General features: G+C 70.4%; 20 protein-coding genes. 7 read left to right on the plus strand and 13 right to left on the minus strand.

From position 1 onward, the window contains the following. Positions 1-23: 23 nt before the first annotated feature. The 7 genes from IM697_RS07940 to IM697_RS07970 are packed head-to-tail and all read right to left on the minus strand — an operon-like array spanning position 24 to position 7149. On the minus strand, positions 24-1052 hold the full coding sequence (locus IM697_RS07940; RefSeq protein WP_194046006.1) for a 2-hydroxyacid dehydrogenase: 1029 nt from the start codon (positions 1050-1052) through the stop codon (positions 24-26). Continuing rightward, positions 1049-2128, minus strand: a complete 1080-nt coding sequence (locus IM697_RS07945) for an ABC transporter ATP-binding protein (RefSeq protein ID WP_194046008.1) — start codon at positions 2126-2128, stop codon at positions 1049-1051. Before IM697_RS07945 ends, IM697_RS07940 begins: the two co-directional genes overlap by 4 nt. Next, positions 2106-2936, minus strand: coding sequence for a DeoR/GlpR family DNA-binding transcription regulator (locus IM697_RS07950; protein WP_194046010.1), 831 nt, complete (start codon positions 2934-2936; stop codon positions 2106-2108). Before IM697_RS07950 ends, IM697_RS07945 begins: the two co-directional genes overlap by 23 nt. Then, on the minus strand, positions 2933-4018 hold the full coding sequence (locus tag IM697_RS07955; RefSeq protein ID WP_194046012.1) for an ABC transporter ATP-binding protein: 1086 nt from the start codon (positions 4016-4018) through the stop codon (positions 2933-2935). Before IM697_RS07955 ends, IM697_RS07950 begins: the two co-directional genes overlap by 4 nt. Then, entirely contained in the window at positions 4015-4845 is an 831-nt protein-coding gene (locus tag IM697_RS07960) for a carbohydrate ABC transporter permease (RefSeq protein WP_194046014.1), read from the minus strand. The genes IM697_RS07955 and IM697_RS07960 overlap by 4 nt, the downstream gene beginning before the upstream one ends. Beyond that, a complete protein-coding gene (locus tag IM697_RS07965) occupies positions 4842-5723 on the minus strand; it encodes a carbohydrate ABC transporter permease (RefSeq protein ID WP_194046016.1) in 882 nt (293 codons plus the stop codon). The genes IM697_RS07960 and IM697_RS07965 overlap by 4 nt, the downstream gene beginning before the upstream one ends. A gap of 4 nt (positions 5724-5727) precedes the next feature. Continuing rightward, positions 5728-7149, minus strand: a complete 1422-nt coding sequence (locus IM697_RS07970) for an ABC transporter substrate-binding protein (protein WP_194046018.1) — start codon at positions 7147-7149, stop codon at positions 5728-5730. Between the two features lie 166 nt (positions 7150-7315). On the opposite strand from IM697_RS07970, the gene IM697_RS07975 reads away from it, so the two are divergent. The 3 genes from IM697_RS07975 (at position 7316) to IM697_RS07985 (ending at position 10469) form a co-directional block, all read left to right on the plus strand. Beyond that, a complete protein-coding gene (locus IM697_RS07975) occupies positions 7316-8776 on the plus strand; it encodes an FGGY-family carbohydrate kinase (RefSeq protein ID WP_194046020.1) in 1461 nt (486 codons plus the stop codon). Positions 8777-9047: 271 nt separating this feature from the next. Continuing rightward, positions 9048-9677 (plus strand): histidine phosphatase family protein, encoded by a 630-nt coding sequence (locus IM697_RS07980; RefSeq protein ID WP_194046022.1) that lies wholly within the window; start codon positions 9048-9050, stop codon positions 9675-9677. Between the two features lie 12 nt (positions 9678-9689). After that, positions 9690-10469, plus strand: a complete 780-nt coding sequence (locus tag IM697_RS07985; RefSeq protein ID WP_194046024.1) for an SAM-dependent methyltransferase — start codon at positions 9690-9692, stop codon at positions 10467-10469. A 121-nt stretch (positions 10470-10590) separates the two neighbouring features. On the opposite strand, the gene IM697_RS07990 is transcribed toward IM697_RS07985, so the two are convergent. Both IM697_RS07990 and IM697_RS07995 read right to left on the minus strand, forming a co-directional pair. Continuing rightward, the gene (locus tag IM697_RS07990) at positions 10591-11232 is read right to left on the minus strand and encodes a superoxide dismutase (RefSeq protein ID WP_194046026.1); all 642 of its coding nucleotides are present in this window, start codon (positions 11230-11232) and stop codon (positions 10591-10593) included. A gap of 118 nt (positions 11233-11350) precedes the next feature. Continuing rightward, positions 11351-12742 carry an amino acid permease gene (locus IM697_RS07995; RefSeq protein WP_194046028.1) on the minus strand — a complete coding sequence of 464 codons (1392 nt, stop codon included), beginning with the start codon at positions 12740-12742 and terminating at the stop codon, positions 11351-11353. Positions 12743-13052: 310 nt separating this feature from the next. Here IM697_RS07995 and IM697_RS08000 point away from each other — a divergent pair, with 310 nt between their 5' ends. Then, the gene (locus tag IM697_RS08000; protein ID WP_194046030.1) at positions 13053-13634 is read left to right on the plus strand and encodes a biotin transporter BioY; all 582 of its coding nucleotides are present in this window, start codon (positions 13053-13055) and stop codon (positions 13632-13634) included. Between the two features lie 130 nt (positions 13635-13764). Here IM697_RS08000 and IM697_RS08005 read toward each other — a convergent pair whose 3' ends face one another. Continuing rightward, a complete protein-coding gene (locus IM697_RS08005) occupies positions 13765-14493 on the minus strand; it encodes a hypothetical protein (RefSeq protein ID WP_194046032.1) in 729 nt (242 codons plus the stop codon). A 259-nt stretch (positions 14494-14752) separates the two neighbouring features. Here IM697_RS08005 and IM697_RS08010 point away from each other — a divergent pair, with 259 nt between their 5' ends. After that, positions 14753-16699: a serine/threonine-protein kinase gene (locus IM697_RS08010; protein ID WP_265582741.1), complete on the plus strand. Its 1947-nt coding sequence runs from the start codon at positions 14753-14755 to the stop codon at positions 16697-16699. 10 nt (positions 16700-16709) lie between these two features. Here IM697_RS08010 and IM697_RS08015 read toward each other — a convergent pair whose 3' ends face one another. Then, entirely contained in the window at positions 16710-18227 is a 1518-nt protein-coding gene (locus tag IM697_RS08015; RefSeq protein ID WP_194046036.1) for an amino acid permease, read from the minus strand. A 221-nt stretch (positions 18228-18448) separates the two neighbouring features. Here IM697_RS08015 and IM697_RS08020 point away from each other — a divergent pair, with 221 nt between their 5' ends. Continuing rightward, on the plus strand, positions 18449-18934 hold the full coding sequence (locus tag IM697_RS08020) for a ribose-5-phosphate isomerase (RefSeq protein WP_194046038.1): 486 nt from the start codon (positions 18449-18451) through the stop codon (positions 18932-18934). Positions 18935-19227: 293 nt separating this feature from the next. Beyond that, positions 19228-20037 carry an Fpg/Nei family DNA glycosylase gene (locus IM697_RS08025; RefSeq protein WP_194049631.1) on the plus strand — a complete coding sequence of 270 codons (810 nt, stop codon included), beginning with the start codon at positions 19228-19230 and terminating at the stop codon, positions 20035-20037. Between the two features lie 46 nt (positions 20038-20083). On the opposite strand, the gene IM697_RS08030 is transcribed toward IM697_RS08025, so the two are convergent. Together IM697_RS08030 and IM697_RS08035 are read right to left on the minus strand one after the other, a co-directional pair. After that, positions 20084-21496: an NF041680 family putative transposase gene (locus tag IM697_RS08030; protein WP_322734573.1), complete on the minus strand. Its 1413-nt coding sequence runs from the start codon at positions 21494-21496 to the stop codon at positions 20084-20086. A gap of 162 nt (positions 21497-21658) precedes the next feature. Continuing rightward, positions 21659-22915, minus strand: a complete 1257-nt coding sequence (locus IM697_RS08035) for a GNAT family N-acetyltransferase (protein ID WP_194046042.1) — start codon at positions 22913-22915, stop codon at positions 21659-21661. Position 22916 lies beyond the last annotated feature (1 nt).

The following is a 22916-nucleotide window of genomic DNA, read 5'->3' on the forward strand; positions in this document are numbered from 1 at the left end:
GGCTGTGCACTGCTGTCCGCGTCTCAGGTCAGGGCGTGTGCCAGCGGCTCGCCCCGTGCCCAGCGGCCCACCTCCGCCGCCGCGATCGCCGCCGCCTTCCGCGCCACCTCGCGGGACGCTCCGCCCAGATGCGGGGTCAGGACCACGCGGTCGGCGAGGGCGTGCAGGCGGGAGCGCGCGGGCAGCGGCTCCTGTACGTAGGTGTCCAGGGCCGCCGCCGAGAGGTGCCCGGTCTCCAGCGCGGTGCACAGGGCGTCCTCGTCCAGCAGCGGACCGCGCGCCGCGTTCACGACCACCGAGCCGCGCGGCAGCAGCGCCAGTTCACGGGCGCCGATCAGGCCCCGGGTCTCGGTGGTCAGGCGGGCATGGAGCGTGATCACACGTGACTGGCCGAGGAGTTCGTCGAGGGCGTGGATCCGCAGGCCGTGGATCTCGCCCTGCACGTACGGGTCGTAGACCATCACCCGCGCCCCGAAGGCGCACAGCACGCGGGCGACCCGGCTGCCCACCGCCCCGTAGCCGACCAGCCCCACCGGCAGGTCCTCCAGCTCCAGGCCGCTGTGCTCGTAGGTGTAGTAGGTGGCGCCCTCCCAACTGCCCTGCCGGGCCAGGAGGTCATGGGCCTGCGGGATCCGGCGCAGCGCCGCCAGCATCAGGCCCACGGTGAACTCGGCGGTGGCGGCGGCGTTGCGGCCGGGGGCGTAGCACACCCGCACGTCGTGTCGCTTGGCCGCGTCGAGGTTGACGTTCACGGGTCCGCCCCGGCAGACGACGACCAGCCGCAGGTCGGGGCAGGCGTCGAGGACGCGTTCCGTCACCGGGCCCATCTGGGTGACCAGCACCTGTGCGCCCGCGAGCGCCTCGATCAGCTCGTCCTCGGCGTCGCTCGCCTCCGTCACCTCGGCGACGGGGCCGAAGGGGACAAGGGGCCAGCCGAGCCGCAACTCGACGACGTCGCCGGTGAGTTCGTGGGCGAGCGCCTCCTTGATGAGCGACGGCAGGACGAAGTGGTCGCCGGCGGCCACCACACGCACACGGTTCCCGTTGGTCATCGCAGGGAGTCTCCCGTCTCGGCGTCGAAGACATGGGTGAGGTCGGGGTCGGGGGTGACCCGGACGCGGTCGTCGTGGGCGAGGCGGACCTCGGGGTCGGTGAGGACGACGAGGGGGCTTTCGACGCCGTCGAGGGCGAGGGTGGCGATGCCGGCCTCCAGCAGGGGCTCGTGGGCGACGACCCTGGCGGGCAGGCCGTCGTCGCCGGTGAGGTGCACGTCCTCCGGGCGGATGCCGACGATCACCTCGCGGCCGGCCGGCACCCGCACGGGGAGGGCGATCCGCGCCGTCTCGGACAGGCGGGCGTGGCCGTCGTCCGTCACGGTGCCGGGGAGGAGGTTGACGGCCGGTTCGCCCACGAAGTCCGCGACGAAGACGTTGGCGGGGCTGTCGTAGATCTCGTACGGGGTGCCGAGCTGCTGGATCACGCCGTCCTTCATCACGGCGATCCGGTCGGCGAGGGAGAGGGCCTCCTCCTGGTCGTGGGTGACCAGGATGGTGGTGTGGCCCAGGTCGCGCTGGATGCGTTTGAGTTCGCGGCGGGTGGTGTCGCGCTGGGCGGCGTCCAGGTGGGACAGCGGCTCGTCGAGGAGGAGCACGTCCGGTTCGCGGATCAGGGCGCGGGCCAGGGACACGCGCTGCTTCTGGCCGCTGGACAGGCCCGCCGGGCGGGCGTCGAGGATGGCGGTGAGGTCGACGCGTTCGGCGATGTCCTTGACCTTGCGGTCGACGTCTCCCCGGTCGGCCTTCTTACGCGCCTTGAGGCCGAACGCCAGGTTCTCCGCCACCGTCAGCGGCGGGTAGAGGGCGTAGTTCTCGAAGGCGACCCCGATGTTGCGCCGCTGGGCCGGGCGGGAGATCACCGACGAGCCGCCGACCAGGATGTCCCCGCCGGTCACCGTCTCCAGCCCGGCGATCATCCGCAGGGTGGTGGACTTCCCGCAGCCCGACGGGCCGAGCAGGCCGAGCAGTTCGCCGGAGCGCAGGGTCAGGTCGATGCCGCGGACGGCGTCCACCGACGGGCGGCCCCGCGCCGAGAAGGTCTTGCGCAGATCACGTAGCTCCAGCTCGGTCATCGCTGCCCTTCGTCGCGCAGACTTCGTAACGGACCTTGTGCTCGTCCAGGTCCCGCAGCGCCTCCGCCGACGCCCCGTCGTCCACGAGGAGCAGGTCGAAGTGGGAGAGGGGGACCACCCGGTGCAGGGCGACCCGGGCGAGCTTGGTGTGGTCGATCAGCAGGATGTTGCGGGCGGCCACGTCGAGCATGGCCCGCTTCACCGACACGATGTGCTGCTCCTGGTGGTAGGCGTAACCCCCGTGCACGGCCGACGTCGACGCGAAGCACACGTCCACGCGCAGCTGCTCGATCGCCTCGACGCAGGACACGCCGAGGAAGGAGGAGTGCAGCGGGTCGTAGTCGCCGCCGAGGGCCATCAGATGGATGCCGCGCTGGTCGGAGAGGAGGTTGATGGCCTCCAGGAAGTTGGTGACGACCGTGAGGGGGGTTATCTCGCCGAGGCGCAGTCTGCGGGCTATCTCCAGGGTGGAGGTGGAGTCGTCCAGCATGATGGCCATGCCGGGCTCGATCAGCTTCAGCGCGCGGTCGGCGACGGCGGCCTTCTCGGCGCGCATGGTCTTCAGCCGGTACTGGACGTTGGACTCGAAGACACCGGAGGGCTGTGCGGTCACGCCACCCCGGAACTTCCTGACGATGCCCTGCCGTTCGAGCTCGTCCAGGTCCCGGTGGATGGTCATCAGGCTCACCCCGAACCGCTCGGCCAGCTCGGCGGCCGTCGCCGAGCCGTCGGCGAGGACCTGCTCGGCCATGGCGGCCTGGCGGGCGGCGGGGCCCTGCTGTGGTGCGTTGGTCAATCCCCGGTTCATGGTCCGATCCTTCGTCCTGGACGCTCCGGCCGGTCGGCCTCGAACAGCAGCAGGTTCTCAGGCCGGACCGACAGGCGTACCGGATCGTCGGGCCGCAGCCCCGCCGCCTCGCCGCGCGGGGCGACCAGCGACACATGCTGCTCGCCCAGCCGGACGGTGACCTCCACGGACCGGCCGAGCACCTCCGTGACGTAGACGGTGCCGGACAGCTCGTGGCCGGGGCCCTCGCCGAGGGTGAGATCGCGCGGGCGGACACCGATCAGCACCTGAGTGCCGGGGGCCGCCGGGGCCGGTGTCGGCAGCTCGACCTTGCCGTCCGCCGACGCAAAGCCCCCGTCGGCCGCGACGACGCCCGGCAGCAGATTGATCCGGGGGCGGCCGAAGGCCCGCGCGACCTCCGTGTCCCGGGGCCGGTACCAGATCTCCTCCCGCGTCCCCGTCTGCACGATCCGCCCGTCCCGGATGACGCCGATCCGGTCGCCCAGCGCCAGTGCCTCCACGGAGTCATGGGTGACGTAGAGGGTCGTGGTGCGCTGTACGGCCCCGATCGCCTTCAGCTCCGCCCGCATCTGCTGGCGCAGCTTGGCGTCCAGGTGGGACAGGGGCTCGTCGAGGAGGAAGGCCCGGGCCGGGCGGACCAGGACGCGGCCCAGGGCGACGCGCTGGCGCTGGCCGTTGGAGAGCCGGCCGACCGGGCGGTCCAGCAGGGCCGAGATGCCGAGGAGCTCGGCGATCTCGCCGATCCGCTCCCGGGCCCGCGCGGCGGGGAGGCGGTGGCGTGGGGAGCGCAGCGGCGAGGCCAGGTTGTCGTAGGCCGACCTGTGCGGGTAGAGGGCGTAGCTCTCGAAGCACATCGCCACGCCGCGGTCGTACGGCTCGACGCCCCGCATGTCCCGGCCGTCGAGCTCGACCGTGCCGGCGTCGGGGGTCTCAAGCCCGGCGACGGTCTTCAGGGTCGTGGTCTTGCCGGCGCCCGAAGGGCCGAGCAGACAGAAGAACTCGCCCTCGCGGACGTCCAGTTCCAGGTCGTCCAGTGCGGTGACCTTGCCGTACGTCTTGCGGACGCCCGACAGCCGGATCATGACTTCACCGCCCCGAACGACAGGCCCCGCACCAGATACCGCTGGATGGTGAGGGCCAGCAGCAGCGGCGGTACGACGGAGACCAGCGCGGCGGCGGCCGTGAGGTTGTACTTGGGCCGGTCGCCGCCGAGGAAGGACAGGGCACCCACGGTCACGGTCTGGGCCTCGTTGGAGGTCAGGATCAGCGGGAAGACGAAGTTGTTCCAGGCGAAGATGAAGGCCAGCAGGGACACGGCCGCGACCCCCGGCTTCACCAGCGGCAGGGCCACCTTCACGAACGCCTGCTTGCGGGTGTAGCCGTCCAGCAGCGCCGCCTGCTCCAGTTCGGGGGTCAGATCGGCGAAGTAGGACCGCATGATCCACACGATCAGCGGCAGGGTGACGAGCTGGAGCACCCACACCATGCCGACGTACGTGTCGAACAGTCCCAGCTTCTGGTACAGCACGAACAGCGGGATGATCACGGTGAGTTCGGGCGCGAACCGGAACGACAGCAGCGTGAACATCAGGTTCTCCGAGCCCTTGAACCGCCAGCGGGCCGAGGCGTACGCCGCCGGAAGACCGACGACCAGCGACAGCGCCACCGCGCCCAGCGACACCACCAGGCTGTTGACGAAGAACCGCACGAACGGGATGCCCTCGCTGTCGCCGAGGACCGTGCGGTAGCCGTCGAGGGTGGGAGAGAAGGAGAAGTAGGTGGAGAACAGCTCGTTCGTCGGCTTCAGGGACAGGATCACCATCCAGGCGATCGGGAACAGCGCGAAGACGAAGTAGAGGATGAGGGCGGCGTCGGCCAGCCATCCCAACAGGCGCTTTCTGACGGTCATTTCACCTCCGCGGCCTTCCGCTGGATCTTGCCCAGGTGCTTCACCAGCACCATCGCGGCGAGATACACCACCGCCCACAGCACGATCGTGTAGCTGATGCCGAACGAGTACCGCTGAAAGCGGATCGCCTCCAGATAGGCCCGGATCTGGAGCACGACGGTCGAGTCGCCCGGACCGCCCTCCGTCAGGGCGTAGATGATGTCGAACACCTTCAGCGAGTCCATGAACCGGAAGATCACCGCGACCAGGACGTACGGCCACAGCATCGGCAGCGTCAGCCGCCGGAAGGTGTACCACCAGCCCGCCCCGTCGACGGCCGCAGCCTCGAAGGGGGACGTCGGCAGCGAGCGCAGCCCGGCGAGCGCCAGGATCGCGACGAACGGCGTGTACACCCACACGTCCACGGCGATGGACGACAGCAGTGCGCCGGTCGGGGTGTCCGTCCACTGGACCCCGCCCAGCCCGAAGGGTCTGAGCAGGTGGTTCACGACCCCGACCGACGGCTGGAGCATCAGCTTCCAGATGATCGCCGCGATCACCGGTGCGATCATCAGCGGCAGGATCAGGATCTTCTCCAGCACCCGCCCGACGAGCGTCGACCGGTGCAGCAGCAGGGCCACGGCCACGCCCAGCACGGTCTCCACGGCGGCCGCCCCGACCGCGTACAGCACCGTCACCCACGCCGAGTTCCAGAACGCCTCCTGCGTGAAGACGGTCTCGTAGTTCTCGAACCGCACCATGTCCGGCTGCGGCTTGCTCGCCGAGAAGTCGAACAGCGTGTAGTAGAGGCCGAGCCCGAAGGGGTAGAGGATTCCGCAGGTCAGCAGCAGGGCGGGGACGATCAGGAGGTACGGGCGAAGGGCGAGCCGCCATCCCATCGCGCTAGCCCACCTTGTCGGCGAGATCGCCCGCCAGCCCGTCGAGCACCGACTCGGCGCCCTTGCCGCCGTAGATCTCCTGGAGGGCGGCGGCCCAGCTCGTGGTCGCGTCGAAGAACTGGGCCTGCGGGGTGAACTGGATCTTCGTCTGGTCGACGACGGTCTCGAAGGTCTCGATGAAGCCGGGCAGGTTCTTCATCTTGTTCTTGTAGGCGGCGGCGTCGGCGACGGACTTGCGCACCGGGTCGATGTGGTTGTGGGTGACGGCGCCCTTGAGCAGGTGCTCCTTGCCGGTGGCCCACTGCAGGAACAGCCAACTGGCGCTCTTCTTCTTGCTCTTGGCGTTCATGCCGAGCGACCAGATCCACATGTTGGTGGCGAGAGACCCGTCCGGGCCCTTCGGCCCGGGATGGAAGGCGATCTTCCCCGAGGCGGGACTGGCCCCCTCCACCGCCTGGAAGTAGGCCGCCGTGTCCGCGTCGAACAGCATCCCGGCCTTCTTCGCACCGAGGTCGCTGGAGCACTGGTACCAGGTGTACGACGTCCAGGACGGCGGCCCGCCCTGCCTGACCATGCCGGCCCAGTCCTCGGTGAAGGCGATCGCCTCCGGGGTGTTCATGGCGGGTGTGAGCTTCCCGCCCTCGACTGTGAAGTCGCGCAGCCCGTTGCGGGCGTACATGGTCATGAAGCCCGGGTGGATCGTCGCCCAGCTCCGCGAGCCCCGTACGGCGATCCCGTACATGCCGTCGAAGCCCGCGCCCGGCGCCTTCCGCTTGATCGTGCCGGCGATCTCACGCAGCTCGTCGAAGGTCTCGGCGGGCTTGAGGCCGAGCTTGCTGAAGACGTCCGTGTTGTAGGCGACGACGTTGGTCTCCCAGCCCCACGGCAGCGCGTACTGCCCGCCCTGTCCGAGCGGCGCGCCCGCCTTCAGGGACCACTGGTCGGCCTGGAGGAGGTTCGGGAAGAAGTCGGCCTGGTCCCATTCGGCACCGGTGGCGGAGGCGTTGCGCATCCAGGGGCCGAGGTCCTCCAGCCAGCCCGGTGGCCCGTACTGCCACACCATGTACGCCCCGAGCATGAAGACGTCGTACGAGGCCCGCCCGCTCGACAGATCCACGGTGAGCTTGTCGAAGTAGTTGTCCTCGGGGAAGACGTCGTACTCGACCTCGATGCCGGTCTTCTCGGTGAACGACTTCAGGTCGGCGACCAGCGCGTCCGTGTACGGGTGCTTGTTCAGCAGCGCCTTGACGGTCGTGCCCTTCTCGCGCTTCCAGTCGAAGGAGCCGGTGACGTCGTCCGCCGCCGAGCCGTCGCTCTTGTCGTCGTCACCGCCGAATCCGGCACCGCAGGCGGTCAGGAAGGGCGTGGCGGCCAGGGCGGCGCTCAGCGCCAGGAAGCGTCGGCGGTCGTGCGCGTGCGTGTCCATCCGTGACCTCCACGTGGGGTTCGGCCATCCGGGTGCTCGGTTAACACGGCGAGTCGACTCGTTAACAGAGGGTGGAACGGCGGAAGTTGAGCGTCAATCCCTCGCGCGACGGAAAATCTCAGTGCAGAGTGAGAAGTTCACGGATCGGAATGTGCGGGAGGTCCGGATGGCTGACGAGCGTGACGCCTGGCTGGGGATCGACCTGGGCACCCAGAGCGTCCGGGTCCTGCTGGTCACCGGGGACGGCACCGTCCTCGGCAGCGGCTCGGCGCCGCTCGGCGGACGGCGGGACGGGGTGCGGCACGAGCAGGAGCCGGGGGAGTGGTGGGACGGTCTGTGCACGGCGTCCCGGGCCGCGCTCGGCTCCTTGAGAGGGGTGCGGGTCGGCGGGCTCTCGGTGTGCGGGACGTCCGGGACCGTGCTGCTGACGGACGGCGCGGGGCGGCCGATGAGCCCCGCGCTGATGTACGACGACGGGCGCGCGACGGCGGAGGGCGCGCGGGCGCGGATGGCGGGGCTCGGGGTGCAGGACACCTGGGCGCTGCCGAAGGTGATGTGGCTGACCGAGAACTACGGGCCCGGCCGGATCACCCACCAGCCGGACCTGGTCGTCTCCCTCCTCACCGGCGAGCTGCCCCCGGCCGACTCCAGCCACGCCCTGAAGACCGGCTACGACCTGGAGCAGGACGCCTGGCCGGCCATGCTGCCCCGGCTGGGCCTGCCCGACACCGGGATCCCGGACGTCGTCCGCCCCGGCACCCTCCTCGGCGAGGTCTCCGCGACCGCCGCCGACGCCACCGGCATCCCCGCCGGCACCCCCGTCGTCGCCGGCATGACCGACGGCTGCGCGGCCCAGATCGCCTCCGCCGCCCTGCGCCCCGGCGCCTGGAACTCGGTGCTCGGCACGACCCTCGTCCTCAAGGGCGCGGCCACCGGCCCCGTCCGGGACCCGGCCGGCGTGGTCTACAACCACCGTGCGCCGGACGGCGGTTGGCTGCCCGGCGGCGCCTCCAGCGTGGGCGCGGGCGTGCTCACGGCGGCGTTCGCGGGCGCCGACCCGGCCGCCATGGACGAGCTGGCCGCCGCCCACGAGCCGGCCGGCGCGATCACGTACCCCCTCGTGTCTCCGGGTGAGCGCTTTCCGTTCCTGGCCCCGGAGGCCTCCGCGATCGTCCTCGGTGAACCGGAGTCCGACGCCGACCTGTGGGCCGCCCTCCTCCAAGGCGTCGCCTTCACCGAACGCCTCTGCCTGGACTACCTGCACCATCTCGGCGCCCCCCTCGACGGCCCCCTCACCTTCACCGGCGGCGGCGCCCGCAGTCCGTACTGGAACCAACTGCGCGCCGACATCCTGGGCCGCCCGGCCCGCGTACCGCGGCAGCCGGAACCGGCCCTGGGGATGGCCGCGCTGGCGGCGTACGGCACCGGGGCCGTATCCCATCTGCCGGAAGCCGCCGAGGCCATGGTCCGCATCGGCACGACAGTCACCCCCCGCCCCGACCGCACCGCCCGCTTCGCCGAGCCCTACGCCCGCCTGGTCGACGAGCTGACGACGAGGGGCTGGCTCCCGCCCCCGGTCGCGGCGCACGCGCTTGCCCGCCTGGACATGGATACTTCTGCTTCATGAACACACCCAGCCCACGAGCTCGGGGCCTTGGGTTCGATGGCGGCTGCGGGTGGTATGGGGCTGGTCGCGCCCACGCGGCGGAGCCGCATATGGCACAGCCCCGCGCCCCTAGGGGCGTTGCGGCGCCGTCGGCCCAGCCGCGGGCATTCGTGCCGCCTGGGGCGGCACCCGTCCCGAAGAGAGGCGGCACCCCGCCAGCGCGGGCGAGCGTCCCCACCCACGGCAACCCCTACGCCGGGCAGCAGACCAACGCCCTCAAGGACCACGCCCTATGACCACCGGCACAACCCTCCTCCTCGCCCGCCACGGCCAGACCGTCTGGCACGCCGAGAACCGCTACGCCGGGATCAGCGACGTGCCCCTCACCGGCACCGGCCGTGCCCAGGCCGAGGCCCTCGGCCGCTGGGCCGCCGCCCACCCGGTCGACGCGATCTGGACGTCCCCCGTGTCCCGGGCCGTCGTCACCGCCGAACCGGCCTGCCGTGCCCTCGGCCTCACCCCGCACCTCGAACCCGACCTGCGCGAATGCGACTTCGGTGTGCTGGAGGGCCGTACGCTCGCGGAGTTCGAGGCCGAGGACCCGAAGGCCGCGCGGGCGTTCCGCGCGGACCCGGTGGCGCACCCGTTCCCGGGGGCCGAGGACCCCGCCGCGGCCGCCGGGCGCGGTGCCGCCGCCCTGCGCCGTATCGCCGCCGCCCACCCCGGCGAGCGCGTCCTCGTGGTCGCCCACAACACGCTCTTCCGTCTGGTGCTGTGCACCCTGCTGTCGATCCCGGTCGGGGAGTACCGCAGAGTGTTCCCCCGGTTGCGGAACGCCGCGATCAGCGAACTCCTCGTAAAATCCGACGGATCCGCCGCACTTCTCTCCCTCAATGTGCCCTGCGAGCCCGACCCGGCGTAGCACCATGGGCGCATGACGGAGATCGACACCTCGGTACCGCACTCGGCCAGGATCTGGAACTACTGGCTGGGCGGCAAGGACAACTACCCCGTGGACGAGGCGGCGGGCGACGCCTACACCGCCGTCTTCCCCGGCATCGTCACCATCGCGCGCAGCAGCCGCGCCTTCCTGGGCCGCAGCATCCGGTACCTGGTGTCGGAGGCGGGCGTCCGCCAGTTCCTCGACGTCGGCACGGGCCTGCCGACCGTCGACAACACCCATGAGGTCGCCCAGCGCATCGCACCCGAGTCGAAGATCGTCTACGTCGACAACGACCCGCTGGTCCTGGCCCACGCCCGCGCCCTGCTCACCTCCACCCCGGAGGGCGAGACGGCATACGAGGACATGAGCCTGTACGAGCCGGAGAAGATCCTGGAGGCGGCCTCCCGCACCCTCGACCTCTCCCGCCCCACGGCCCTGATCCTCAGCGGCATCCTCGGCCATGTCGCCGACTACGACCAGGCCCGCGACCTGGTCCGCCGCCTGCTCGCCGGCCTGCCGTCGGGGAGCTACCTCTCCCTCAACGAGGGCTCCCGCGGCACCGACCCGGACTACGAGAACGCCCAGGACGCCTACAACGAGACCGGCGCCGTCCCGTACTTCCTGCGCCCGGTCGACAAGATCGAGGCGTACTTCGAGGGCCTCGAACTGGTCGAACCCGGCATCGTCTCCGTCCCGCTGTGGCGCCCCGAGCCCTCCGACGAGGAGCCCCGGCCGATCGGCCAGCACGGCGGACTGGGCCGCAAGCCGTAGCCGTATGAGTGGCGATATGAGAGGCCCCCGCGAGTCACGTCCTCGCGGGGGCCTCCTTCATTCCGCCTGCCGTTCGTGAAGGGTGAGAAGACGATCACGAGGCAGGACGCTCGGGGGTTCCTCAGGGCGCCAGCAGCAGCACGTCCGCGCGGGACCTGGCGGCCTCGTAACGCCGCGCCACGTCCTGCCAGTTGACGACCTGCCACATCGCCTCGATGAAGTCGACCTTCTGGTTGCGGTACTGCAGGTAGAAGGCGTGCTCCCAGGCGTCGAAGACCAGGATCGGGGTGGCGCCCTGGCCGACGTTGCCCTGGTGGTCGTAGACCTGCTCGACGATCAGCCGCCCGCTCAACGGCTCGTGCGCCAGCACGCCCCAGCCCGAACCCTGCGTGGTCGCGGACGCCTTGGACAACTGGGCCTTGAAGCCCGCGAACGACCCGAAGGACTCGGTGATCGCGTCCGCCAGCTCGCCCACACCGTCGGCGGCGAGCGGCTCGCCGCCGCCCTCACCGGTCATGTTGTGCCAGTAGATGCTGTGCAGGATGTGCCCGGACAGATGAAAGGCGAGGTTCTTCTCCAGGCCGTTGATCGAGCCCCACTGCTCCTTGTCCCGGGCCTCCGCTAGCTGCTCCAGCGTGTCGTTGGCGCCCTTCACGTACGCCGCGTGGTGCTTGTCGTGGTGCAGCTCGATGATCTCGGGGCTGATCACGGGCGCGAGCGCGGAGTAGTCGTAGGGCAGTTCCGGGAGTGTGTAGACGGGCATGAAGGGTCCCCTCAGAGCTCTTATTGCAAGTAGCTTGCAACAACAAGCTAACAGCAAAAAGCCCCCGCGTGGATCACGCGGGGGCTTTCGTGCCGTTGGACGGCCCCGAGCAGGGGCGTCAGGCCTTGGCGCGGGCCTTCTGCCACGCGTACCCGACCACCGCCAGGAACACGGTCATCCCTCCCGTCGAGTACAGCTGCACCCGGGTGTCCGGCTCCCGGGCCATCAGCACGAAGATCGCCGCCATGCCCGCCAGCGCCACCCAGGTCAGCACCGGGAACGCCCACATCCGCACGACCAGCTTCTCCGGCGCCTCCCGCTCCAGCCGGCGCCGCAGCCGCAGCTGGGAGACGGCGATGAAGAACCAGACGACGAGGATGACCGCGCCGATCATGTTCAGCAGCCAGGGGAAGACGTCGTCCGGCCGCCAGTAGCTCAGCACCACGCACACGAAGCCGAACACCGACGACGCCAGGACGGCGATCCGCGGCACCCCGCCCGACACCCGGCCCAGCGCCGCCGGCCCCTGCCCGCGCTGGACGAGGGAGTAGGCGATGCGCGAGGAGCCGTAGATGTTGGCGTTCATGGCGGAGAGCAGGGCCACCAGCACGACCACGTTCATCAGCTGGCCGGCGCCGGGGATGCCCAGGTGGTCGAGGGCGGCGACGTACGGGCCCTTGTCCACGATCTCCGGGGAGTCCCAGGGGACGAGGGTGACGACGACCGCCATCGAGCCGACGTAGAAGAGGGCGATGCGCCACATGGCCGTGCGCACCGCGCTCGCCACGCCACTGACCGGGTTCTCCGACTCGGCCGCCGCGATGGTGACCGTCTCCATGCCGCCGTAGGCGAAGACCGAGGCGAGCAGGCCGATGATCAGGCCCTCGCTGCCGTTGGGGAGGAAGCCCCCTTCGCCGGTCAGGTTCGCGGTGCCCGGCGCGTCCGTGCCGGGCAGGACGCCCGCGATGGCCAGCCCGCCCAGGACGAGGAACAGGCTGATCGCGCCGACCTTCAGGGCCGCGAACCAGAACTCGAACTCGCCGAAGTTCTTCACGGCGGCCAGGTTCGCGCCGCAGAAGACGACCATGAACAGCGCCACCCACGCCCACTCGGGGGTGTGCGGCAGCCAGGTCGTGACGATCTTCGCGGCGCCGATGCCCTCCAGGCCGACGGCCGTGCACAGCAGCACCCAGAAGGACCAGCCGGCGGTGAATCCCGCCCACGGGCCGATCGCCCGCTCGGCGTGTGCGGAGAAGGAGCCCGACGACGGGTGGGCGGCCGACATCTCGCCGAGCATCCGCATCACCAGCATCACCAGGAGGCCGGAGAGGATGTACGCGATGACGATCGAGGGACCGGCGGCGGCGATACCGGCCTTGGATCCGACGAAGAGTCCGGCACCGATGACGCCGCCGAGGGCGATCATCGACAGGTGGCGCTGTTTGAGGCCGTGGGAGAGGGGGACGTCGCCCGTCTGCGGGGGCGTCTCCTCCGTGGTGGTGCTGGGCATGGGCGCGGCTCGTCCAATGCGTGAGATGGGCAAAACGCCCACAGTCTGAGCGCCCTCTCCGCTCAGAGGGGGTGGATGTCCACTATCCGGACGCTGCGCGTACGCTCAGTGACCGCGTGATTCGACGTGAGTCAGGCCTCCCCGCCTCCGTGACCGGTGTCACCACGCACTCGGTGTAACCCGCAGTCTTTGTGTGGAGCGTACGAAGCGCGAGCCACCCCCTTTGTCGACTACTGACGGTGATCGGGCGGAACCCCCTGGGATAGCGTCAACGCGTCCCCATCTGCCCTCACCGATCCGCGGAGTCCCCATGAGCACGGCAGCCGCCGCCCCCGCCCGCACCGGGCTGGTCCTCGCCGACCTGATCCCCGCCTCCCGCGTCCGCGACCTCGCGCTCGTCGTCGGCGGCGCCGCGCTGACCGGCCTCGCGGCCCAGATCGCGGTGCCCGTGCCCGGCTCCCCGGTGCCGGTGACCGGCCAGACCCTCGCGGTGCTGCTGGTCGGCACGGCCCTCGGCGCCGGCCGCGGCTTCCTCTCGCTCGCGCTGTACGCGCTGGCGGGCATCGCGGGCGTGCCGTGGTTCGCCGAGGGCACCTCCGGCGCCGCGGCCCCGTCCTTCGGCTACATCCTCGGCATGATCCTCGCCTCCACCGTCGTCGGCGCCCTGGCCCGCCGCGGCGCCGACCGCACCGCGCTGCGCACGGTGGGCGCGATGCTGCTGGGCGAGGCGGTCATCTACGCCGTCGGCGTCCCCTACCTGGCCCTCGCCACCGGCATGTCCGCCTCCGCCGCGATCGCCGCCGGCCTCACCCCGTTCCTGATCGGCGACGCCCTCAAGGCGGCCCTGGCGATGGGCGCCCTGCCCACCGCCTGGAAGCTGATCAACCGCTGACTCCGTAGTCCGACGTCCCGTCCGTCGAAGGCGAGGGATGCCCAGTCCACCGCCCTGCGTGTTCGTTGGTCATACCGCACAGCCTGGCCGCATGACCTGACACGCACTGTCAGGCCATGCGGCCAGGCGCTCAGCCCTCCTGTGGCCGCCTCGGCCGCCGCAGCCGGGACCACCACAGCCCGGCGGCGCCCACCGTGATCAGCGCCGCACCGGCCGCGCCCAGCGGCAGGACGTCACGGGCGAGACCGGTCTTGGGCAGCTCGTCGGCGCCCGGCGCGACCGGTGTGTTGTCGGTGCCGAGCAGCAGCGGGGTGGCCGGGGCGTCGGGCGACGGGTTCGTCGTACCGAACGGCACCGGGCCCTGCTGCCAGTACGTCTTCTTGCCGTCGCCGGTCTGCACCGGCAGGCAGATCTTTCCGGTCTTGCTCAGGTCGTACGTCGCGTCGACGGCGTACGACTTCGACTCACCGGCGGCGAGATTGTCGACGGGGCAGGCGAAACCACTGTTCGACCCCTCCGGCAGACCGCTTTTCTCGATCGCTGAACAGCCTTCGACATCCTTGACCGTCAGGCCGTCGAACCCGACGACCAAAAGCTGGATCTTTCCGCTGTCCTTGGTCCCTTCGTTCTTGACCGTGGCGGTGATGTCGGTCGTCTGCGCACTGTTGTCCACCGAGATTTTCTCGGGCAGTTCAGTGGTGAGTTTCACCCCCGCCGGTGCCTCGTCCATGACCTTTCCCCCCTTGCTGCTCCCGGGTCCCTGGTCGTCCGCACTTGCGGTGAAGGAAAGGATCATCACCGCCGAGAAAGACGTCGCGACCAGCGATCCCGCGATGGCCGTCGTACGACGAGAACTCATGTTCGCCCCCCTTGCCTGCGCCTGAATTCGCAGTACTTGAAGAGCTACCACAAGATTTCTCCGCACTATGCTGGTACGGCCTGAAGTGTGACCATTGTGTTTCAATGGCTGGTGTCCGACGCGGCATCGAGGGGGGTGCGGTGGATTGCCGGGGAATATGGGCAATATGGGGAATGCGGGGAACACCAGGAGCGGTGGGGTTCCAGGTTTACTGGTGACGGGTCGTTATCGCCTGGTCGAGAGTATCGGCCAGGGGGGAATGGGGCGGGTGTGGCGAGCGGTCGACGAAATGCTCGATCGGCTCGTCGCCGTCAAGGAAATGCGCATCGACGGCCTGGACGCGGAGGACACGCGCACCCGCCGTGAACGCACCCTGCGCGAGGCGAGAGCGACGGCACGGATCGACCACCCCAACGTCGTACGGGTCTACGACGTGGTCGACGAGGGCGAACGCCTGTGGATCGTCATGGAGTTGGTGACCGGCCGATCCCTGGAACGCATCATGGCCGAGGAGGGCCCGCTGGGCCCCTGCCGGGCGGCCCGGATCGGCATGGGCCTGGTGGCCGCGCTGCGCCAGGTCCACGACCGCGGGGTGCTGCACCGGGACATCAAGCCGGGCAACGTCCTCGTCGAGACGGAGCCGGCGCGCGGGCGGGGCCGGGTGGTCCTGACCGATTTCGGCATCGCGGCGATCCAGGACGCGAAGGCCCTCACCATGGTGGGCATGCTGGTCGGCTCCCCCGACTACATGGCCCCCGAACGCGTCTCCGGCCGCCCCCAGGGCCCACCGTCCGACATCTGGTCCCTCGGCGCCACCCTGAGCGCGGCCCTCGCCGGCCACTCCCCCTTCTCCCGCGACACCACACTGGCGACCCTGCACGCGGTCCTGTACGAGGAGCCCGAACTCCCCGCCTCCGCAGGCCCGTTGCGCGATACCCTCGCCGCCCTCCTGCACAAGGACCCGGCCCTGCGCCCCGGCCTGGACGACCTTGAGGCGGCCCTGGGGCCGGTGGCGTATCCGGCGCCTACGCCGACGGTGCGGGTGGCGGGGGAGGGGGAGGAGGTTTCGCGGCGAGGTGCGGGGCCTGAGGAGCAGCGGGAGCGGGAGCGGGAGACGGAACCGGAACCGGAACCAGATCCAGATCTAGAGCCAGATCCAGAGCCGGATCGGGGACCTGTCTCTGCCGCGGTGCCCGACCTCGAACCCGAGCCCGGACCACCAGGTGCGTCCGCCCACGCACCGGAATCGCCCACCCCGGCGTTCCTGGACGCCTCCCGCATACCGCCCCCGCCCGATCCCCGCCAACCGGACGACATACGCGACGCGATCCCCCAGCCGAGCCCTCCGACACCAACCGCTAGCGCGACGACCCCGGCCCCGGTGACAGAGCCGCCACGCCCACCCACCCCACACCGCCCCGGCGTCTCCCTCTCCCGCTCCGAAGCGGTGACCGAGCGTCGGCCGCCCTCCGGCCCGTACGGTCCGTCCGGCCCGCCCCCCGGAACCGGAAGCACGCCCGACGGCTCCCGACCGCCGTACAGCACCATGCCCCCCGGCGAACTCCCCGGCCCGCCGGTCCCGGCCCGCCCCCGCCGCCCCCGGCGCGGGCATCGCCGTACGGGAATCGTCGCCGCCGTGGGAATCGCCGTCGCGGCCGCTGTCGTGGCGGTCGTGCTGGCCCGCGACTTCGGGTCACCGAAGGACGACCGGGCGGGCTCCCCGTCGCCCTCCTCGACCGCGTCCTCGTCGCCCACGGTCGAGGGCACGTCGAGGCCGCAGAGCCTGCCGCCCGGTGCCCGGCGTGAGGCGGGCGGCTTCGCGTGGGTGCCGCCCGAGGGGTGGCGGCGGGACGTCAAGACCGGTTCGGAGGTGCACTACACGGCACCGGACGCCAGACAGGAACTGGCCGCCAAGTCCTCACTCGCCCGCGACGACTTGATGGACTCCTGGCAGAAGTCCGAGCAGAACGCCCAGCAGGGCAGGGACTACCGCAAGATCCGCCTGGAGCGCACGACGTTCCGCGGGCACCCGGCGGTGGTCTGGGAGTACACCTTCACCCTGCGGGGCGAACCCTGGCACGCCCGGCTGCTCGGCTTCACGGTGGGCGGCAAGTCGTACCAGATCAACACGTGGTACCGCCCCGACATCGAGGCGCAGGCCGTGAAGACGTACGAGAAGGTGAGGGCCACGTTCACGGTCCTGTGAGAGGACGTTCTCAGCCGGCCCTGACCTCGTCGCGAGACGATTCCGATCCCGATCCCGATCCCGATCCCGATCCCGAGCCTGAGCTCGGGCCCGTGGTGGTGGCCGTCTCGACACCCGCCGGACGCCCGCCCCCGACCTTCTCCTTCACGAAGGCGACGATCAGCACGACCGCGGCCACCAGCAGCGACAGCAGCACGGTCTTGCGGCCGTCGTGCTCGGTGTCGGTCAGCATGTAGCCGAGGACGAACACGATCAGCGCGGCCGTCGCCCAGGTCAGATACGGGTACAGCCACATCTTCACGACGAGCTTCTCCGGCGCCTCGGCCCGGATGATCTTCCGCATGCGCAGCTGCGAGAAACAGATCACCAGCCAGACGAACAGGGCGACCGCACCGGAGGAGTTGACGAGGAAGAGGAAGACGGAGTCCGGGAACTTGTAGTTGAAGAAGACGGCGACGAAGCCGAACACGACGGACGCGAGGATCGCAGTCCGCGGCACACCGCGGCCGGTCGTCCGCGCGAAGGACTTCGGCGCGTCCCCGCGCTGGCCGAGGGAGAAGGCCATGCGGGAGGCGGTGTAGAGGCCGGAGTTGAGACAGGACAGCACCGAGGTCAGCACGATGAAGTTCATGATCTGACCGGCGTGCGGGATGCCGAGGGAGTCGAGGGCGGCGACGTAGGAGCCGTCCTTGGTGATGGACGGGCTGTCCCAGGGCAGCAGGGCCACCACGACGAGGATCGAGCCGAGGTAGAAGACGGCGACTCGCCAGATGATGCTGTTGGTGGCCTTGGTGACGGCCCGCTGCGGGTCCTCGGACTCACCGGCGGCCAGGGTGGCGATCTCGCTGCCCATGAAGGAGAAGACGACCAGGAGCACACCGGTGAGGATCGCGCCGGCGCCGTTGGGCAGGAAGCCGCCGTGGTCGGTGAGGTTGCTCAGCCCGGCCTGGCTGCTGTCGACGCCCGGGAGCAGCCCGAAGACGGCCAGGCCGCCGATGACGACGAACGCGCCGATCGCGACGACCTTGATCCCGGCGAACCAGAACTCGAACTCGCCGTACGATCCGACGGAGACCAGGTTGGTGGCGGTCAGCACCACCATCACGATCAGGGCCCAGCCCCACTGCGGAACGGCCGGAATCCACCCCTCGAGGATCTCCGCGCCGGCGGTCGCCTCGACCGCCAGCACGACCACCCAGAAGAACCAGTACAGCCAGCCGATGGAGAACCCGGCCCAGCTGCCCAGCGCCCGGTCGGCGTGGGCGGAGAAGGACCCGGAGGTCGGGTTGGCCGCGGACATCTCACCGAGCATCCGCATCACCAGCACCACGAGCGTGCCGACGAGGGCGTACGACAGGAGGATGCCGGGTCCTGCGGTGGCGATACCGGTCTTGGACCCGACGAAGAGCCCGGCACCGATGACGCCACCGATGGCGATCATGGACAGATGGCGGTTCTTGAGCCCGGCCTGCAGGCCATGGCCCCCGGCGGCCGGTTCGGCCGTCTTCCGGTTCGGCTGCGAAGTCATGGAACTGATCGTTTTCCTTTGCGCCGTGGGGAGCGGTCCTCGTACGGATGGGACGCATGAGACGTACGAGTCGGGCCAGTGAATCGCAGGAGAACTGATTTGGGAACCTTTGATTTATTTCCTTTACTTAAGATTTCCTTGAGCTTCTGTAGTGGGCGTCACATGTGACGTGATCGGAACCCGACGCTGCCGTCCAGAAACAGCCGTGTCACACTCATTGCATGCGCGTGTATCTCGGCTCGGACCATGCGGGCTTCGAACTCAAGAACCACCTCGTCGAGTGGCTCAAGGCGGCGGGCCACGACCCGGTCGACTGCGGCCCCCACATCTACGACGCCCAGGACGACTACCCGCCCTTCTGCCTCCGCGCGGCGGAGCGGACGGCCGCCGACCCCGACTCCCTCGGCATCGTGATCGGCGGCTCGGGCAACGGCGAGCAGATCGCCGCGAACAAGGTCAAGGGCGTCCGCGCGGCGCTGGCCTGGAGCGAGGAGACGGCGTCGCTGGGCCGCCAGCACAACAACGCCAACGTCGTCGCGGTGGGCGCGCGCATGCACACGACGCAGGAGGCGACGAAGTTCGTCGAGACCTTCCTGGGCACGCCCTTCTCGGGCGACGACCGCCACATCCGCCGCATCGACATGCTGAGCACGTACGAGACCACGGGTGACCTCCCCCCGATCCCCCCACACCACCCCCAGCAGTAGCCACCCCCGGCCCAGGACCCCAGGGATTATGGGCTGGGGTCCCCAACCACCGGCCGACTGACTGGCACGGCAACACAGCCCCCTCCCAACGCCGGCCCGCATCAGCCAGCCCGTCCGGCGTTTGAGGACAAGGCCCCTTAAGGGCCGACGCGGGGGTCTGGGGGCGCAGCCCCCAGAAAGGGTCCGGGGTCGAAGGGGCGGGGCCCCTGGGGATGGGACGGGTAGGGGCGGCGGGGGCGAGAATGGCTGCGCACGAGCCCACCACCACCCGCACACGACCACAGGGAGCCACCGTGCCCGAGGGCCACACCATCCACCGTCTGGCCCAGGACTACGCCGCCGCATTCCTCGGCACGAACCCCCATGTCACCAGCCCCCAGGGCAAGTTCTCAGACGCCGCAGAACTCCTCAACGGCTCCGAACTCACCCACACCGAGGCCCACGGCAAACACCTCTTCCTCGGCTTCCGGACCACCGACTGGATCCACATCCACCTCGGCCTCTTCGGCAAGGTCAACTTCGGCGGCACCCCCGCACCACCCCCCACCGACACCGTCCGCCTCCGCCTGGCGAACAGCACCGCGTACGTCGACCTCCGCGGCCCCACCACCTGCGCCCTGATCACACCCCCCGAGAAGCAGTCGATACACGACCGCCTCGGCCCGGACCCCCTCCGCGACGACGCCGACCCCCACACCGCGTACCGGAGAATCTCCCGCAGCCGCACGACCATCGCCGCCCTGCTCATGGACCAGAAGGTCATCGCCGGCGTCGGCAACGTCTACCGCGCGGAGGTCCTCTTCCGCCACCGCATCGACCCGTACCGCCCGGGCAGGGACATCACCCCCACCCAGTGGGACGCCATCTGGACCGACCTCGTCGACCTCATGCACGAGGGCGTCCGCAACAACCGCATCGACACCGTCCGCCCCGAACACACCCCGGAGGCGATGGGCCGCCCACCCCGCGTCGACGACCACGGCGGCGAGGTCTACGTCTACCGAAGGGCCACCCTGCCCTGCCACATCTGCGGCGGCGAGATCCGCACCGCCGACCTCGCCGCCCGCAACCTCTTCTGGTGCCCGAACTGCCAGACGCCATGAGCAACACGGCGCCGCAAGGAAACGGGGCCGCCCCTCAGCTTGATCATTAACCTCGCTGCTGTTTCAGGCGGACGTGTTCGGTGAGGGTTTCGATTCGTTTCACGGTCTTCCCAGGCTCGTGACGTGGGGCTGGCCTGCGGTTCTTCGAGCCGGGTGGGCGTCCGGGTCCGGGCTTGGAGGGTCTGGGCACGTCGGCGGGACGGGCGGTCTTCACGCGGAGGTGGCGGAACCCTCGGCGGACTCGGGCGGGGGTGAGCCGGCGCGGCTCGGAGGGCCGTTCCCAGGGGCGGCGGAGGTCCTCGGCGAGGGGCCGGGCGAGGCGGAGTTGGGTGTGGGCGGCGATGATCAGCCAGGTCCACAGGTCGGCCGTGTGCGGATCGCGGACCTTGGGGACGGTCCAGCCCAGGGTCTGCTTGAACAGCCGGAAGGTATGTTCAAGATCGAATCTGCGGAGGAACGCCTGCCAGCGCAGGTCGACGTCCTGGCCGGTCATGCCGGTGCGCGAGGACCACATCCATACCGGCTTGGGGTCGCGGTCACCAGGTAGGTGCTCGACCTTCAGCCGGATCAACGTGCCGTGGATCAGAGGGAGTTCGCCGCAGTGGTCGAGCCAGGGGCCGCGGGCCTGCAATCGGGGGTGCATCCGGTCCCAGGCGAGGGCTTCGGCCGTGCCGTAGCGGGTGGTGTCGCAGGTCGTGGCTTGGTCGGGGGTGTGCCAGGTCTCCGGCTTGGAGAAGGTGAGGACGCCGCCGTGCTTGCGGGGCTGCCCGCCACGCGGGGAGGAGCGGCGTGGGCCGGCGTCCCGGAGCATGACGCGGTCCGAGCGTAGGCGGCCGACCAGTTCGACGGGCAGGTCGGCCAGGACGTAGGCGAGGCGGGTGACGTCGTAGCCGGTGTCCATCACGACGAGGATGTCTGCGTCGCCCGGCTGCCACTGCCCGGCGTGCACCAGCCGGGTGACCACCTCGCGCAGCTGGGCGGCGGTCACCGCGGTGGCATCGTCGCACGACCCCAGCCGGATCGCGTCCAGCACGGCCGTCCATGACGTGCGTCCCGTCTCCAGGGCGGCGACGAAGGAGTAGGGCCAGCCGGGGATGAACTGATCCGCGCTGCGGCCCCGCCCGTAGACGTGGCAGAACAGCAACTCCGGGCTGGTGGGGGCGTCGGGTCGCAGCCAGTTGCTCACGTCCACCGCGAGCACGATCCGCCCGTCGGCGGCGCGTGGCAGCGGCGTGGCGGCCAGCAGCCTGCGCAGGCGGCGCGGTTCCAGCCAGCCGTGGTTGACCGCGTCGTACATCGCTCCGTGCCCGCGCCGGTGCTCGGCGGTGAGCGTCAACTCGACCAGCGACGTCACCGGGCCGTCCGAGCACAGCACCGCGTCGGTGAGCTCGAAGAGCGCATCCGCCCGGGTGTAGAGGCAGTCGTAGAACTCGACACGAAAGTGGGACAGGACGCCCACCGCGGCGTCAGCGGACTGTTCAGCGGCGAGACTCTTCACCAGCGGCCGTTCCTTCACGCGACGTTGCTCGACACCTCGAAGCGTGAAGAACGGCCGCCCTGTTGTCCCTGGAACGAACCAAGATCAGCGGGTCAGGTGAACGGCCGAGGTTAAACACCAAGCTCAGAAGCCGTGCGGCAACCAGGGCGCCACGACGGACCCGAACCCCACCGACGCCTCCGCCAACGCCCCCTGCCGCAACTCCCGCACCCGCCCGGCCGCCCCCAGCGCCGCAAGGCTCACGCCCCCGAGATAGGCCGCCCCCAACTCCCGTACGGACAGGGAGAGATCGGCCGAGTCCGTCGTACGCTCGCACGACGCGCCCTTCGCGTCCCCGCTCAACCGCCAACGCCCCGCGTTCCAGGGACAGAAGGCATCCGCCACCTCGAACACCACATCCACCGGCGCCTGATACGTCCGCGCCTGCAGAGCGGCCCCCACATCCACCAGCCGCACATGAAGCCCGTCCCGCACCCGCACCGCACACCGCCGGATGTCGGACACCTGGAACTGCCACGCCTCGTCCACCGGCCGCGCATACGCCTTCACCGTGGACGTCAGGTCGATGCCGAACAGAAAACGCCACAACGCGGCCTGCGCCGCCGGATCCAGGGCCTGCACGTCCCGCAGCCGCACCACACCCTTCGCCCCGCTCGCATCCCACTCCGGCTTGACGTGAAAGCGCGCGTACCCGACGACCTCGCCACCCCGCTCCGCCAGCACACACTGCAGCGGCGAGGCCCCCTCCCGCTCGCTCTCCGGGTCGAGCAGCCCGAGCCGCTCCCAGCCGGGCAGCCGCGCGAGCATCCCCGGCCGTTCGGACACCTTGCGCGCGTACACCGCCTCGCACACGTCCAGGACGTCGGCCGGTACGGCGTAGCGCAGACCTACGTCATCGGTACCGGGCGGCACCGACAGCCGCACGCGTGTGGTGTCGATCTCGGTGCTCACCTGGAAGGTGCCGACGCCGTAGCCGAACCGGCCGTAGATCTCCGGCTCGGATGCGGTCAGGATCGCCAGCGACCGGCCCGACTCGCGCACATCGTCCAACTGCCGCCGCATCATCGATGTCAGAACGCCCTGCCTGCGATGCGTGGCCGCGACGCTGACCATCGTGACGCCCGCGGCGGGCACCACGGCCCCGCCGGGCACGGTCAGCCGGAAGCTGAACGCGCCGGCCGTCCCCACGCACACGTCCCCGTCCCAGGCCCCGAGGGAGTGGTCGAGTTCGGTGAGCGAGTCCCACAACTCCCGCTCCTCGGCCGCCTCCGGGACGCCACCGAAGGCGCGGATGAGGGTGTCGTACCAGATGTCCCACTCGTCCCGCCGCAGCACCCGCAGCTCCACGCGATCGGCCTCGCTCGCACTGTCTTTCGCCATG

Origin of the sequence: Streptomyces ferrugineus (assembly GCF_015160855.1) — a bacterium.
GTDB classification, from domain to species: domain Bacteria; phylum Actinomycetota; class Actinomycetes; order Streptomycetales; family Streptomycetaceae; genus Streptomyces; species Streptomyces ferrugineus.